At 33.4% G+C, this 16,306-nt stretch carries 10 protein-coding genes; 4 read left to right on the forward strand and 6 right to left on the reverse strand.

The features are described 5' to 3' along the window. Window positions 1-40: 40 nt before the first annotated feature. Window positions 41-1,192 carry an ATP-binding cassette domain-containing protein gene (locus ACJJV4_RS06735; protein ID WP_405292727.1) on the forward strand — a complete coding sequence of 384 codons (1,152 nt, stop codon included), beginning with the start codon at window positions 41-43 and terminating at the stop codon, window positions 1,190-1,192. Here the strand turns inward: ACJJV4_RS06735 and ACJJV4_RS06740 are convergent. From ACJJV4_RS06740 to ACJJV4_RS06755, 4 genes are all read right to left on the reverse strand, one after another. Then, the gene (locus tag ACJJV4_RS06740; RefSeq protein ID WP_405292729.1) at window positions 1,189-2,082 is read right to left on the reverse strand and encodes a transglutaminase N-terminal domain-containing protein; all 894 of its coding nucleotides are present in this window, start codon (window positions 2,080-2,082) and stop codon (window positions 1,189-1,191) included. The two genes, ACJJV4_RS06735 and ACJJV4_RS06740, sit on opposite strands and share 4 nt — an antisense overlap. Then, the gene (locus ACJJV4_RS06745) at window positions 2,082-4,640 is read right to left on the reverse strand and encodes a circularly permuted type 2 ATP-grasp protein (protein ID WP_405292731.1); all 2,559 of its coding nucleotides are present in this window, start codon (window positions 4,638-4,640) and stop codon (window positions 2,082-2,084) included. The genes ACJJV4_RS06740 and ACJJV4_RS06745 overlap by 1 nt, the downstream gene beginning before the upstream one ends. A gap of 12 nt (window positions 4,641-4,652) precedes the next feature. Beyond that, complete coding sequence (locus ACJJV4_RS06750) at window positions 4,653-7,985, reverse strand: DUF2126 domain-containing protein (RefSeq protein ID WP_405292733.1); 3,333 nt, start codon at window positions 7,983-7,985, stop codon at window positions 4,653-4,655. Window positions 7,986-8,213: 228 nt separating this feature from the next. Next, window positions 8,214-9,254 (reverse strand): GMP reductase, encoded by a 1,041-nt coding sequence (locus ACJJV4_RS06755; RefSeq protein ID WP_405292735.1) that lies wholly within the window; start codon window positions 9,252-9,254, stop codon window positions 8,214-8,216. 139 nt (window positions 9,255-9,393) lie between these two features. Between ACJJV4_RS06755 and ACJJV4_RS06760 the strand changes: the two genes are divergently transcribed. Then, a complete protein-coding gene (locus ACJJV4_RS06760) occupies window positions 9,394-10,791 on the forward strand; it encodes a response regulator (protein WP_405292737.1) in 1,398 nt (465 codons plus the stop codon). A gap of 16 nt (window positions 10,792-10,807) precedes the next feature. Here the strand turns inward: ACJJV4_RS06760 and ACJJV4_RS06765 are convergent, their stop codons facing one another. Both ACJJV4_RS06765 and ACJJV4_RS06770 read right to left on the reverse strand, forming a co-directional pair. Beyond that, entirely contained in the window at window positions 10,808-11,188 is a 381-nt protein-coding gene (locus ACJJV4_RS06765; protein WP_405292739.1) for a Rid family detoxifying hydrolase, read from the reverse strand. Between the two features lie 92 nt (window positions 11,189-11,280). After that, entirely contained in the window at window positions 11,281-14,034 is a 2,754-nt protein-coding gene (locus ACJJV4_RS06770) for a putative LPS assembly protein LptD (protein WP_405292741.1), read from the reverse strand. Window positions 14,035-14,197: 163 nt separating this feature from the next. Here ACJJV4_RS06770 and ACJJV4_RS06775 point away from each other — a divergent pair, with 163 nt between their 5' ends. Continuing rightward, window positions 14,198-15,295, forward strand: a complete 1,098-nt coding sequence (locus ACJJV4_RS06775) for an N-acetylmuramoyl-L-alanine amidase (protein WP_405292743.1) — start codon at window positions 14,198-14,200, stop codon at window positions 15,293-15,295. A 69-nt stretch (window positions 15,296-15,364) separates the two neighbouring features. Continuing rightward, a complete protein-coding gene (locus tag ACJJV4_RS06780) occupies window positions 15,365-16,306 on the forward strand; it encodes an MlaD family protein (RefSeq protein ID WP_405292745.1) in 942 nt (313 codons plus the stop codon).

Raw genomic sequence — 16,306 nt, forward strand, 5'->3', positions numbered from 1 at the left:
AAATAGTTTTGATAAGGAAAGCCTTATCAAAACTATTTTTTTGGGAGAACTTTTACCGAGTTTTTCTAAATTAAATGGTGCGCTTTTTTCTGAAATAGTTTTAAATAAATTTATAGATGAAGAAATACGTCACGGAAAAAATGATGTCGCCACTGAAACAAAAAACAGCTTACTTCATTCTTCTGAAGGAGAAAGAAAAAAAGCGCTTCTCGATCACATCATAGCGCAAAAACCAGATTATTTAGTTATAGATAATGTTTTTGGGAATTTAGATGTTGCCACTCAGGCGCATATCGAAAAGCAGTTGGAGGCATTAAGTAAAACCATCTCAATTATTCAAATTGCCAATAGAAAATTCGATTTTCTTGGTTTTATAAAAAACACTTATAAGTTAAAAGAAGGCAAACTTGTAGAATTTTCGAATACTGAAAATAAAGTAGAAGCTTTTCATTTTGTAGAAGCATTACCATTTTTAGAGCGCCATAACGAAAACGAAATTTTGAATCCTTTAGTTAGGTTTAATAAGGTCTCTATTCATTATCGTGAACGCCCTATTCTCAAAGAGATATCTTGGGAAATTAAATCTGGAGAATTTTGGCAATTAATGGGGCCAAATGGATCAGGAAAAAGTACAATGTTAAGTATGATTTTTGGAGATAATCCAAAAGCTTATGGACAAGATATTACATTGTTTGGAGTAAAAAAGGGTAGTGGTGAAAGCATTTGGGATATTAAACAGAAAATAGGTTATTTTTCTTCGGAAATGCTACGTGGTTTTACGCGTCGTGATGCTATCGGAAATATGGTTGTTTCTGGTTTTTTTGATACCGTTGGTTTATATAAAACACCAACAAATGCACAAATTAAAATTGCACAACAGTGGTTACGCGTTTTAAATATGTTTGATATTAGAAAGCAATGCTTTTTATCGCTTTCTAGGGGGCACCAGCGTTTAGTTTTAATAGCGAGAGCTATGGTTAAAAATCCACCATTATTAATTTTAGACGAACCTACAAACGGTTTAGACGATAGCGACGCTGCTTTATTTTGTGAATTAATTAATAAAATATCAGCAGAAACTAATACGGCCATTTTATACGTTTCGCACAGAAAAGAAGCTAATTTAGATCCGGATTTTATTTATCAATTAGTTCCGTCAGAAAATGGTTCTGAAGGGTATGTAATAAACTAATCTACCGCAGGCCTAATATCTACCGCAACTTTCATTTTATTTTCACCAGAACTATATATAACACCTTTTAGTGGAGGAACATCATAGTAATCACGACCATATGCTACAATAATATGTTGGTTTTTTGGTATTTGATTGTTGGTAGGGTCGAAATCAACCCATCCAAATTGTGGTATGTAAACTGAAAACCAAGCATGAGAAGCATCGGTTCCAATCAATTTTTCTTTACCTGGAGGCGGTAAAGTTTCGATATAACCACTTACATATCGCGCTGGCAAGCCAATAGAGCGTAAACATGCAATTCCTATTTGAGCAAAATCTTGGCAAACTCCTTTTTTATTTTCCATGACCTCTTCAATTGGTGTAGCCACATTAGTAGCGTTGGAATTAAATTCAAAATCTGTAAAAATACGCTGCATTAACTCTGTTGTAGCTTCAAATATAGAGCGATCTGGTTTAAAAGAAACTAGAGCGTAATCTCTTATGTTTTTTGAAATTTTAGCAATTAAAATAGATTCTAGTAAAAACTGTTTTACTTCTAAAATTTCAGGTAAAATGGATTTTAATGCTTGTTTGGCCTCAATTAATGTAATGGCTAATCCCGCTGGAGAATCTTTTATATCTGGTGCTAAAGTAAAATCACGAAGTACTTTACTTTTTGCAATAACTTTTAATTCTTTATGGTATTGCTGAATGGAAAACCTGGTAATCGTGTTTCCAAAAAAGTCAATACGTTCAGATATTTCAGTTGGCTTAGGACTAATCTCTAAATCGTAACTCAAAATAGTTTGTCCCAAAAAATCTCGTGGCTTTAAAGTGGCAATATTATGGCAAAATGTAACACCATTTCCGTATTTGTAACTCGTAGTATGTGATAATTGAAAAACCATTATAGTATAGGGAAGTTTTGATTAACCAATTGACTTTGTTGATAAGAATGATTAAAATATGTATCAGAAATAGATAAAGATGTTTGATGCAGTAATTCGCTAAGCTCAGAAAGCATCTCTTCCAAATTTTCTCTAACCGCTTCTGTTTTATCTAATTCCAAAAGGTCGTCTATAGTGGCATTTGAAATAATTTGATTGGCTTCATAAATTAAATCATAACATTTTGAATTTCCTGAAATACCCGTTGGTAAGGGTAATTTTCCGATATCTTTTAAAATACGACTAAGTTGATAAGTAAGCGAACGGCTGTATTTATCGTTAAGTACAACCAGTTTTACTACATTTTCTACGTCTAAATAAGAGCGGTAACTGTAGCGGTAAATATTTAAACTTTCGTGACTAGACAATAGGGCCTCAAGCATTTCATATTCTAAATCTTCATTGTAACTCGCTACAATTAATGATCTACATTTGGCAATCGTTAAACTGGCTTGTTCTGTTTGTAAGCCAATAAAATAGAGTAATAAACCTTGATCTACTAGAATACTTTCTTCAATTAAGCCCATAAAAGCGATTAAACGCGTAATGGTGCTATCTAATAGTTTGAGTAAAGCGGCTACAGAGTGCTCTTTGCTTCTGTCATGCTTATTCCAAAGTTTTTTTATACCATCGAACACGCGCCACATATCTTTAGACCACAAATTTCTAAGTGTATAATATGAGTTGTTGAAGCTTCCTAAAGTTTGAGCAAGAGAACCTACTTTATAATCGTCTAAAACAAGTGCGTTTAATTCTTTTAAAGGATTTTTAAGCACTTCTTCTTTTCCTTTACCAATAAACCCTGGTAATGTATGAGTAATTCCTGTTATGGCTTCAAAAATTATTTTTAAACTTTCTGAAGGATCTTTACCTTTTTCATATTGAGAGCTTTGCATACTGTTTAAGCACATACGCAATAGGCGAGAGGTAACAAGAGCACGACCTAAATAACGTCCAGACCAAAATAAATTTTCGGCCGTATGACTGGGTAAATCGTTAATGTCTGATACTGGATTTCTAAAGGTGTTATCCCAAGCATAACTATGGAAATAATTTTGAGGTGTATCACTAACAATCCAAAAATCTTTACTAATACCTCCTCTTTGGTTTGATACTATTAAATTTTCTCGTTCTGCGGCAACGCGAACCAAACCACCTGGCATAATGCTATAACTATCTTTTTTAGCGACAGCAAATGTTCTACACATTATTTTGCGCGGTTCTAACTTACCATCTATGAAATCTGGAGCAGTAGAAAACTTTATTTTATCTTGAGCAACAAATCGATAAGGGTTGGCTAATATTTCTTCTTTTAGTTTATTTAATTTAGATTCACTTAAAAACTCGCAAAAGTATATGCTTTCTCTATTTGAGCGATCAATTCGTTTTACAACGTATTTTTTTATGTTTTTTAAAACATGATTTCTTTCCTTTTCTTGTCCACACCACCAAGAGGCTATTTGTGGGAGTAATAATTCTTCGTTTAGAAAATACTTAGAAATAGCATTCATAAACGGAATTAAACCAGAGTTTTCTAAAACACCGCTTCCAATTGGGTTAACGATACTTACATTTCTTTGTCTTATTACATCGAGAATACCGGCAATACCTAGATAAGAATCTTCACGAAGTTCTAACGGATCCATATAAACATCGTCTACACGGCGTAAAATAACATGAACTTGCTTTAATTCTTTTAAAGATTTCATCCATACTTTTCCATTTCTAACAACTAAGTCGTTTCCTTTAACCAAAGGGTAACCAAGAAAAGAAGACATATAAGCGTGCTCAAAATAAGTTTCGTTATGTGGTCCAGATGTTAATATAACAATATTTGGGTGAGCAATACCTTCTGGAGCTGCATCAAGAAGCATTTGATTATAATCCTGAAAAAAATCACTTGGTTGTTTTACATTAATACTACTAAATAGATCAGGTGCGGCCTTATTCATGGCAAACCTGTTTTCTAGTGCATAACCTAAACCAGACGGTGCTTGTGTACGGTCGTTAACTACCCACATTCGGCCGTCAGGACCTCTGGCCAAATCTGCAGCATGAATTAATAAATTTTTGGATGTATTATAGTGTATTTGATCGCATTGACGTAAAAAACCACGATGAGCAAATAAAACCTCATGAGGTACAATACCGTTTTTTATAAGTTCCCGCTTACCATAAATATCCTTTAAAACTAAATTAAGTAACTCGGCGCGTTGTTTTAAACCTTTTTCAATGGTTTTCCACTCTTTATCATGAATTAAAAAGGGTACAACGCTTAAATCCCAAGAGCGATGTAAGCCCTTGGGATCGTTATAAACATTGTAAGTTACCCCGTTCTCGTCCATAAGCCAATCAATTTCCTTTTGTCTTGAAATTAATTCTTCTGGACCTGCATCAGTTAAATTAGATAATAAATTATCCCATTCTGGGTTAATTTTCATATTAGATTTCAATACTTCATCATAATTTTTATGATTGGTAAAATAATTTTGAAATAATGAGTTTGAATCTATGGTCATTTAAATTTTTAATTACTTTTTTCTTAAATCTGTTGTGTTAGGAAACTCAAAGTTAATAGGTAATTCTTTGTAATTGAATTTTTTAGAACTGCCTTTCTTTTTAACAGTAATGTTAGACGTGCTATCATCAGTTATAGTTTCTTTAACCGGATCGATTTCTCCTTGCGTATGCCCAGACTCCCAAAAACGATTAATTCGTCTAGATTCTGCCTCATAACTATTTACCGGATGCACGTCGTAAGAACGTCCACCTGGATGTGATACAAAATAAGTACAGCCACCAATAGAGCGCTTGTTCCATGTATCAACAATATCGAAAACAAGAGGAGAGTCTACACCAATTGTAGGGTGTAACGCAGAATATGGATCCCATGCTTTATATCGTATTCCTGCAACAAACTCTCCTTTTACAGAGGTTGCTTTAAGGTTTACTTTTACACCGTTGCAAGTTACAACATATCTTTCTTCCGTAAAGTTCGTTACTTTAATTTGGATTCGTTCCAAAGAAGAATCTACATAACGTGCTGTTCCGCCACCAGTCATCTCTTCACCTAAAACATTCCATGGTTCTATGGCCGCTCTAAGTTCTATATGAATATTATTTATGGTTACCATGCCATGTAAAGGGAATCTGAACTCGAAAAACGGATTAAACCATTCTTCTTTAAAGCGGTAACCAGCTTTATTTAGAGAGTTTACTATATCTTTTATATCTTCTCTTACAAAATGCTCAATTAAAAATTTATCATGTAATTCTGTACCCCAACGCACCAAATCGTGTTCGTAAGGTTTTTTCCAGAACCAAGCAACTAAAGTACGGACTAATAAATTTTGCATTAAACTCATTTGGGGATGTGGAGGCATATCGAAAGCACGAAGCTCTAAAATACCTAAACGTCCTGATGATGAATCTGGTGAATATAGTTTATCAATACAAAACTCTGCACGGTGAGTATTACCTGTTAAATCGGTTAGTAAGTGCCTAAATAATCTATCGGTTAACCAAAAAGGAACCTCGCCATCTTTTGGTATTTGACTAAAGGCTATTTCAAGTTCATATAGGTTTTCCATACGTGCTTCATCAATTCTTGGAGCCTGACTTGTTGCTCCAATAAAAGATCCTGAAAACAAATAAGAAAGTCCTGGATGATGTTGCCAAAATGTTAGTAAACTACGTAATAAACTTGGTTTACGTAATAATGGACTATCGGCAGGTGATATACCACCAAGTGTAACGTGGTTTCCACCGCCAGTTCCTGTATGTTTACCGTCAAGCATAAACTTTTCGGTACCAAGACGCGATTGTTTTGCTTCCTCGTAAAGTGTAAAGGTGTTTTTTGTAAGCTCGTCCCAGTTTTTTGCTGGATGTACGTTAATTTCGATAACACCAGGATCTGGAGTTATTTTCAAAGATTCCAACCTGTTATCTTTAGGTGCGGCGTAACCTTCTAATATTACCGGTATGTTTAATGCTTTTGCTGTAGCTTCAATAGACGAGAGTAAGTCTAAATAAAATTCTGCACAATCTAATGGTGGTAAGAATAAATATAGTTTTTGGTCTCTAACTTCTGCGCAAATTGCAGTTCTAATAAAATAATTAGTTTTTGGTTCTTCAAGTTCCCCATTAATAAAAGAAGCATACCTGTTGTTTGCTACTTTTTTATAGCTAGGAAATCTACCGCGCTTAGTAAATTGATCGGGTTCGAATTTAGGAAATTCTTCATATTCTGATTTATGCACTAGCGATGATAAAGGTAAACGTAAGCCAACTGGTGAATTACCAGGCGTTAAAAATAAATGGTTACGTCTAAACTGCCAAGTACAAGTATGCCACTGACCAAAGCTATTGTTTAGAGGCATTAAATAACCAACAACCTTAGAGGTTCCTTGTTCTAGTATTTCACCTAGTTTCTTCTGAATTAACGAACCATCTTTATCTGTTCTTGGGTCAATATCTGTTGGTAAATTACCCTCTTCCCAAAGAAAATAAAAAGCATCTTCAAAAGCAGGCATTATGGTTTTATCAGTAACACCTAAATATTGGGTTAAGGTCTTTAAAAATAATATATCAGCATTTTCAGGTACAATTTTATTGTCAGCAAAAGTTGATAATAATTTTTCGTTATGCCAAATTACTCTACCATCTTTACGCCAGCAAAGCTCAGTTCCCCAACGTGGTAAAGGTTCTCCAGGATACCATTTACCTTGTGCACGATGTAAAAAACCGCCTTTCGCAAATTTATTAAATAGGCGCTTTGTTAAGTCGTCTGCTAGTTGTCTCTTATGTGGTCCGTCGGCATCAGTATTCCATTCTGGCGATTCCATATCGTCTATAGAAACAAAGGTAGGTTCACCACCCATAGTTAAGCGCACATCACCTTTTTCAAGTTCTTTTTCAACCTTAAAACCAAGTTTATAGATGTCGTTCCACTGCTTATCAGTATACGGTTTTGTTACGCGAGGTGATTCAAAAATACGCTTTACAGAATTTTCAAATTCAAATTCAGTTTCACAAACATCAGACATTCCAGAAACGGGAGCAGCACTTTCAAATGAAGGTGTACAAGCCAACGGAATATGACCTTCTCCAGCTAATAGTCCAGATGTAGCATCAAATCCAATCCAACCAGCACCAGGTAAATATACTTCTGCCCATGCGTGTAAATCTGTAAAATCTTCTTCTGGTCCAGAAGGTCCATCAAGTGATTTTTCGTCTGATTTTAGTTGCACTAAATATCCTGAAACAAACCGTGCTCCAAATCCTAAATGTCTTAATACTTGAACAAATAGCCAAGCATAATCTCTACAAGATCCGTTTTTTTGAAGTAGTGTTTCTTCGCAAGTTTGCACACCAGGGTCTAGCCTAATGTTGTAGCTTAAATACTCGTATATCTTCTGGTTGATATCAATTAAAAAGTAGATTGTTTTTCTTGGCGTATAATCTAATGTTTTAATGAATTCGTGAATAAGAGGACCATTATCTGTAATTTCTAAATAGGGTAGTAGTTCCTTTTTAATGGTTTCATTATAAGTAAAAGGGTATTCTTCCGCAGCCTCTTCAACAAAAAAGTCGAATGGATTTATTGTTTTTAAGTCGGCAATAATTTCAACTTCAATAGATAATTCTGTTGTTTTATCTGGAAAAATTAATCGGGCTAAATAATTACCAAAGGCGTCCTGTTGCCAATTAAAAAATTGGTTTTCGGGTTTAATTTTTATTGAATATGCCTCTATAGGTGTTCTGCTGTGTGGTGCAGGACGTAATCTGAAAATATGTGGAGATAGATTTATTGGTCTATCATACTTGTACTTTGTTTTGTGTGAGATTACAATTTTTAACGCCATAAATTTCTTGGTTTATTTTGAATGAATTTAATAGTAAAAAAGATTCTTATAAAAATACATTAATTTTCCTTGTAAAATAGAGGATTTTAATAAAACTAGTGGCTTAGCCCGAAGTATTAAAATATTAAAAATTACGATGATAAAAAATGATGATATGATTAATATTATGATTGTTTACCTTGTTTTCAATAAATAATCATGATTGATACTTGTTTCGCTAGCAATAAATTAATGATTGTAAAACCTGTTTTCTTGCTCATTAACTCTAATAAAAGTAGTGCGTTTGGTGAGTTCTTTTAATCGAGAAGCACCTACATAGGTACAAGTGCTGCGTAAACCACCCAAAATATCTTGTAAAGTGATGTTAACAGCTCCTTTATACGGGACTTCTACTGTTTTTCCTTCACTGGCGCGATACTCAGCTACACCACCAACATGTTTATCCATAGCTGTAGAAGAACTCATACCGTAAAATTTACGATACTGTTTACCATTTTTTTCAATAATATCACCACCACTTTCATCGTGTCCGGCGAGCATACCGCCTAACATTACAAAATCTGCACCCGCTCCAAAGGCTTTTGCAATATCACCAGGGGTTGTGCAACCTCCATCGCTTATTATTTGTCCGCCTAAACCATGAGCGGCATCTGCACATTCAATAATGGCCGATAGTTGTGGGTAGCCTACACCGGTCTTTACACGTGTTGTACAAACAGAGCCTGGGCCAATACCAACTTTTACAATATCGGCACCAGATAGTATTAATTCTTCTACCATTTCTCCCGTAACGACATTACCTGCAATAATAACTTTATCTGGGTATTGTTTTCTAGTACTTTTTACAAAATCTGCAAAATATTCCGAGTAACCATTGGCCACATCGATACAGATAAATTTTAACTCTGGCTTTAGCTTAAATATAGCAGCAAGTTTTTCGGAATCATGTTTGCCAATTCCTGTGCTAACAGCAATATGGTTTAGATCGTTTTCTGAAATTGACGATAAAAAGTGTTCCCATTGTAAAATAGAATAATGTTTATGTATGGCAGAAAAAAGTCCTTTTTTTGAGAGTACTTTGGCCATTTCGAAAGTGCCCACAGTGTCCATATTAGCCGCCATAATAGGTATGCCGTTCCAAACCGTAGTACTGTGCAAAAATTTAAATTCACGCTCTAAACTAACTTCCGATCGGCTTTTTAAAGTAGATCTCTTAGGTCGGAACATAACATCTTTAAAGCCTAATTTTATTTCGTTTTCTATGCGCATTATTGTCTATTGTATTTTATTAAAAATTATTAAAAGAAAATTTAAATTTAAACAAAAAGAATAGAATTATGATTGACTAATTAATTATATTAGTGTTTTAATCAACATATTCTTTGTTTTGCTAACCCATTAATTATAAATGAATTTTTTTCCGCAGTCTGTAAAGTACGTAGCTATCAAGAAGAAGTTGTCTTTTTCAATTTTTGCATCTATTGCGGCTATTTTAATTATTGGTTACCTTTTTGTGGATGATAAAATATATCCTGAAGTCGCGGCCTTATTTCTCTTTGTAGTTGCTGTAATTCAGGTTTTTGCTTTACAATTTTTTTTAAAGAGTTTATTAAAGAATGAAGTGGTAAAAGAAAATTTAACCTCTAGGATTAAGGAATTAAAAAGAAATTTAGATAAATCTGAAAATTTAGCAGAGCATAAATCTATTTATTTAGCAAACATGAGTTATGAGGTACGAACACCACTTAACACGGTTTTAGGAATGCTTAATATGCTTAAACAAACGAGCTTGGATGGTGATCAAATTGCGCAGGTTGAAATTGCCGAATTTTCGTCTATGCATTTATTACAATTGGTTAAAATGGTTACCGATAATGCTGAAGTTGATGCAGCCGATGTAAAATTGAATTTTATAGCCATTGATTTAAAGCAAGATTTAGTTAACCTATTCAAAGTGTTCGAATATCAAGCATGGGAAAAAGGTCTAGAATTCGACTTTAAATTTTTGTTTGAAGAAAAAGATAAATCTTTGGTATATGGCGATTCATCTCGAATTCAGCAGGTTTTAATTAATTTAATTAATAATGCTATTAAGTTCACTAATGCCGGTAAAATTTCAATTATAATTGATCAAACTGTAGGTATAGATCATGAACAAATAGTAACGTTTTATGTAAAAGATACAGGAGTAGGTATGCGTTCAGATGAAGTTAAACGCTTTTTTGATGATGATAAAAATATTCCAGCTTCAATTATTAAGGACTATCGCGGTGCAGGTTTAGGTCTGTCGATTTCGCGTAAGTTGGTGAAGTTAATGGGAGGAACATTAAAACTTGAAAGTAAGGAGAATGAAGGTTCTACCTTTTATTTCAGTCTTCAATTAAAGAAGACTCTTAATATTAAAGTCGTTGAAGAAGCGACGCAAACGTTTCATGCTAAATTTAATGTTTTGGTTGCTGAAGATAATAGAATGAACCAAAAGGTAATTAAGTTTTTACTTGAAAAACAAGGTGCAGACTGTACGTTTGCAAAAAACGGATTGGAAGCCGTAGAGCTTTATAAAATTTTAGATTTCGATATGATTTTTATGGATATCTATATGCCAGATATGGATGGTTATGAGGCTACTAGAGAAATTCTAAAAACCAAAAAATATCAACAACATAAAACACCAATTATAGCGGTGTCTGCAAGTGCTTTTGAAGAAGATATTGAAAGTGCTAAGCGTGCAGGAGCAAACGAATTTTTAGCAAAACCTCTAGAGTTACCTAAACTAAAAGCTTTGCTTGAAAAATACGCGCTTTAAAATCTACTAGCGTTATTTACTTTATGGCAATAACACTAATTTCTACATTTACATTTTTAGGCAATTTAGCTACTTGAACAGTTTCACGAGCAGGAGCAGTGGCATCGTTAAAGTAACTTCCGTAAACTTCATTAATGTTAACAAAATCGTCCATATTACTAATAAAAATCGTCGATTTAATAACGTTTTCAAACGTCATATCAGCAGCTTTTAGCACGGCTTTTAGGTTATTCATCACCTGCGTAGTTTCAGCTTTTATATTTTCTAAAACAAGTTCACTGGTTTTTGGATTAATAGCTATTTGTCCCGAGGTATAAAGGGTGTTTCCTGTTAAAACAGCTTGATTGTAAGGCCCAATAGGAGCTGGTGCTTCAGTAGTTGTTATTATTTTTTTCATTAGTAGTTTTATTATGAGTTTGAAACCGATTAATTAAGACTTAAAAATAACGAATTTATACTTCTGTGTAAACAAAAATATAAGTCTTATTTTTAAAGTTGGGTGTCGGCTTGTTTACGTTTTTCGTATTTAAGATCTTGTAAAAGACTTGATTTTATGCCAATAAAGAAATTCCATGAAGTATAAGTTCCAAAAGGCACCCAACTTAAATTCATTCTCCAACTCTCTAAATCACGTTCAAAACGCAGTTGTGTAGAGGTGAAGCCGTTATTTTTAACATCGTAACCTGATGATGCGCCAACCGACCATTTATCGGATAATTGGATATCTCCTGAAAACATCAAGGAATGCGATGATATTTCGTTTTGCCTTATAGAGTTAGAGTAATTTACAGCATAAGCTAAACGCAAACTCCAAGGGAGCTTGTATCGATAAAGGGCATTTTTAGTATCACTATCTTTATCTTCTTTTTTCTCAATGGGTTTGGAGAAATCTTGCGAAACACCAAACATATCATCATCACGACCACCACCTTGTAGATTTTCATCTCGGTTTCTATCGTCGTCTTTAGAGTCCTTTTTTCCTTTTTTATCGCTAGATAGCGACCAACTTGCTGTCATGTTCGCACTGGTCAATCTAAATAAACTTCCGCCATTATCAACATTAAAAGTGTCAATTCTATTATTGTTGTTATCTAAAGCATAAGGATCTAGCGTTGCTCCAAAGTTTAAACTTAATTTATTATCAAATAGCTGTGTACCTCCACTCATTCTTATTGGGCTCCATTGTAAAGAGTCTCCTGCAAAGTTATAAGAGGTAGAAAAGTTTAAGTTATTTAATAAAACAACTTTTTTAGGCTCTGTTGCTGTACTATCTTTATCGCGTACTTTAGCTTCTATGTTGTTTGATAATGAAATGCCCATAGAGCTAGAAAATGTTTGACCTGGTGTACCAAAAATACTTTCTTCAAATCGGGTGAAAGAAACATCTTCTTTTGTTTCTCCATCGGCACTAACTACCTCGTAAGTGTCGTAATATTTATCGAAAGCAGGATTGATGTTATAACTAATAGAAGGACGCATTACATGTCTTATTTTTTGAATTTTCGGGTCTTTACCCTCTTTTTCAAAATCAAACATACCGTATATAGTAGTTCCTAAACTTGTACTAAAATTATAAGTTCTAAAAGAATCGAAACCATTAACAGTTTCGGTAACGGTTTCTCTTGTGGTGGTGTCAAAGCTTTTATCTATGGTTTTAAAAGTCCAAACTTCATTAAAGTTTGTACTCGCACTCATGCTAAAATATTTAAATAATTTAAAGTTTGTGGTTAATGGAATGCTATGTTGAAACCCTGCTTTGGCGTCGTCGAACATTTCCTTTTTAAAGAATAACGAATCCGTGGTTTCAATTCTATTTTCACCACGTAAATTATATTGTAAGTTTATGTTTTGTATAATTCCTTTTTTAGAACCTGTTTTGGGAGCAAAAGGATACATTCTACCAATACTACCTTGCAAAGTTGGCAAGGTCATATTAATAGTTTCTGTTTGTGTATTTTGTGAGTGTGTAGCGGTTAAACTTAAGTTAACTTGTGGCTCACCTTGAAAAGTTTTAGAGTAAGAAACCGAAGATGATAAGGTATTATTAAATCGGTTTGCTAAATTCACTTGGTTTAGGGAACCGCTATAATAGTTGCTACTACCAAGGTTTACAGAGGCTGAAAAACGTGAGTTGGGATTGGCCTTAGCGTCCTGACTGTGAGACCATCTTAAATTGTATAGCGTGTTTTTAGCATAATCAGAAAAACCAAGTTCACTAGTTATTAAGCTTTCGTATCTAAAAGCCAAGTTACCTCTATATTTATAACGTTTAGCATAGGTGTTTTCTACTCTTAATCCATAACTTCCGTTGGTATAATAATCTCCTAAAACAGTTAAGTCAACGTTATCACTAACCGCAAAGTAGTAACCACCATTTTGTAAAAAGAATCCTCGAGAATTTTGCTCACCAAAACTTGGTAAAATTACGCCTGAAGTATGTTTTTCACTCTGTGGAAAAAAACCAAAGGGTAAACCAATAGGTGTTGGCACATCATATATAAATAGATTAGCCAAACCAGTAATAATTTTTTTACCTGGTACAATTTTCGCTTTTCTTAGTTTTATATAATAATCGGGATCATCTAAATTTTCTGCAGTAGTATATTTTGCATTTTTTAAATAGTAAACCGAATCGTTTTCTTTTTTTGTAATACTAGCAATTACAGTACCTTCACCTTGCTCGGTTTTAGAATTGTAAATAAGTGCTTTTTTAGATTTTGAGTTAAAAATAATAGAGTCTGGCTCTACAACACTACTTCCTTGAGTAAACACAGGTTTTTGCGTGTATTCTCCTGTAGTATCAATAATTCCTCGAGCATGAACCGTATTTGTGGTGTAATCTACAGTAATACTTCCTGCAGTAATGTTCATGTCTCCATAATCAATTTTAGCCTGATTGTATAGGTACAACTTATGCTTAATTTGATTAAATGTAGTATAATCTACGGCGCTGTAAATCACTTTATTTTCTAAAAGACCTTTTTTAGGTTTAATAGAATCGGTTTGTGTGGAGTCCGTAACTTTTTCATCAAGTATTGGTGCTAAAACGCTATCGGTTTTAATAGTGACCCGTTCTTCAATAGCAGGTTTTATAGAATCCGTAGGTTTTTTGATGTCTTGCCCGAAGCTTAGCATGTTGATAAACATGGTAAAACTTAGTGTAAAAAGTATATTAAAGTTGTTTGTCTGCAACGCTTTTAAATGTATTTTTGTAAAAGTATGGCTCGGTTTTTGAAAAGCCAAAATTACATATATTTTTCTGTGAATGTTTTATATTCTTAGAAAAATTTTAAATTAAACTAAACCGAGTATTTTAATCGTTACTATTTTAAAATTGGCATACTTTTAATTTTAAAAATAGTACTGTTTTTTATACAGCGGTTTAAAACACAATCTGATTTATCACATGAAAACGAACACCTTATTACTTTTCGTATCTTTTATATTAGTATTAACATTTTCTTCATATGCATATAATGGGAATAACGACGCAGATAAATTTGTTGTTGTACTAGATGCGGGACATGGCGGGAAAGACCCAGGTAATATGGGTAATGGCTATAAAGAAAAAGATATTGCATTAAAAGTGGTTTTAGCTATAGGGAGTGCATTAGAGAAAAACCCAAATATTGAAGTGATTTACACACGTAAGGAAGATAAATTTATAGATTTATTTGTAAGAGGTAAAATTGCAAACAAAGCTAAAGCCGATTTATTTGTGTCTGTGCATTGCGATTCACATACCTCACAAGCATATGGTGCAGGTACTTTTGTTTTAGGTTTACATAGAAATAATACTAATTTTGAAGTAGCTAAAAAGGAAAACTCCGTAATTTTATTAGAAGATAATTACCATCAAAATTACTCGGGATACGATCCAAATTCTCCAGAGTCTGCAATTAGTATTATGATGGGTATGGAAGATTATTTAGATCAAAGTATTCAACTTGCAAGTTTAATTCAAAAGAATTTTGTTGGAAAATTAAAACGAAAAGATAGAAGTGTTAAACAAGCCGGTTTTATTGTGTTACATCAAACGGTTATGCCAAGTGTTTTGGTAGAACTTGGGTTTTTAACAAACAATAGAGAAGGTGCTTATTTAAACTCTAAAAAAGGCCAACAAGATATGTCTAAGGCTATTACAGATGCCATTTTACAATATAAAGCCTCGTTAGAACAAAACGTAGCACACACTGTTTTTGAAGATGAAGTTATCGAAACATCATCTGGAAGTGATGAGATATATAACGATGTGACTTTTAAAATTCAAATTGCAGCAAGTTCAAAATCTTTAGCAACAAAACCTTATAATTTTAAAGGATTATCAACTATTTCTAAAGAAAAAACAGGCAATTTGTATAAGTATTATTATGGTGCTACATCAAACTACACAGAAACAAAGCGATTAGTTAACGATGCCAAAAGTAAAGGCTATAAGTCTAGTTTTGTTGTTGCTTTTAAAAATGGAAAAAAAGTAAGTCTTACCGAAGCTTTAAAAAGGTAATTACGAAAATAAGAGCATTCTTTTTAAAATTATCTTAAATTTGTCTTTGTTATTTAAAGAAAATACAATTTGAAAATATCTAGAGAAGTAAAAACAGGCATATTAGTATTATTAGGAATTATCCTTTTCATATTTGGGTTTAATTACCTTAAAGGGCAAAACTTATTAGATAGTTCTAAAACTTACTATGCAGTTTACGAAAATGTTGAAGGTTTAGCGCCTGCAACCCCTGTAACCATTAATGGTCTTAATGTTGGTAAAGTTATTAGCATCAAATTTAAAGGTGATGGTTCTGGTAAATTATTAGTAGAATTATTGGTTGATAACGATTTTGAATTTTCAAAAAACAGTACTGCGCAGCTTTATGATACGGGTTTAATAGGAGGAAAGGCTATCGCAATTATTCCAGCTTTTGATAAGGCAGGTAATGCTGAAAATGAAGCGACATTAATTGGAACGGTAAAAGCCGGGTTAACAGATGCATTAGCCAACCAATTAACGCCATTACAAGCTAAAATTGAAGCGATGCTAACTAGTGCCGATGCTTTAATTTCGAACTTAAATGATATTTTGGACGAAAAAGGAAAGGCGAACTTAAAATCGAGTTTAGCTAGCTTGAGTGAAACTATGAATTCGTTTCAAGGGAGCTCGAAAGCGTTAAACCGAATTATGCAAACCAATCAGTCTAAGATAACTACAGTTTTAACCAACGCTGAAAGTGCAAGTAATGATTTGGCTAAAATGACGGGAGAACTTTCTAAAACAGATCTAGCAGCTACCATGAAGAATTTAGAAACTACTTTATCAAGTTTTGAAAATATTATGGCAAACCTAGAAAAGGGAGAAGGTACCATGGGCAAACTATTAAAAGACGACGACTTATATAATAATTTAGAAGGTGCAACCGAAGAGTTGGAATCACTATTATTAGACTTTAAGTTACACCCCAACCGCTACACGAGAATTCTTTCTAAAAAAGAAATTCCATACCAAGAACCAGAAACTAACTAA

Origin of the sequence: Algibacter sp. Ld11, from assembly GCF_045066735.1 — a bacterium.
Lineage (GTDB): Bacteria > Bacteroidota > Bacteroidia > Flavobacteriales > Flavobacteriaceae > Algibacter.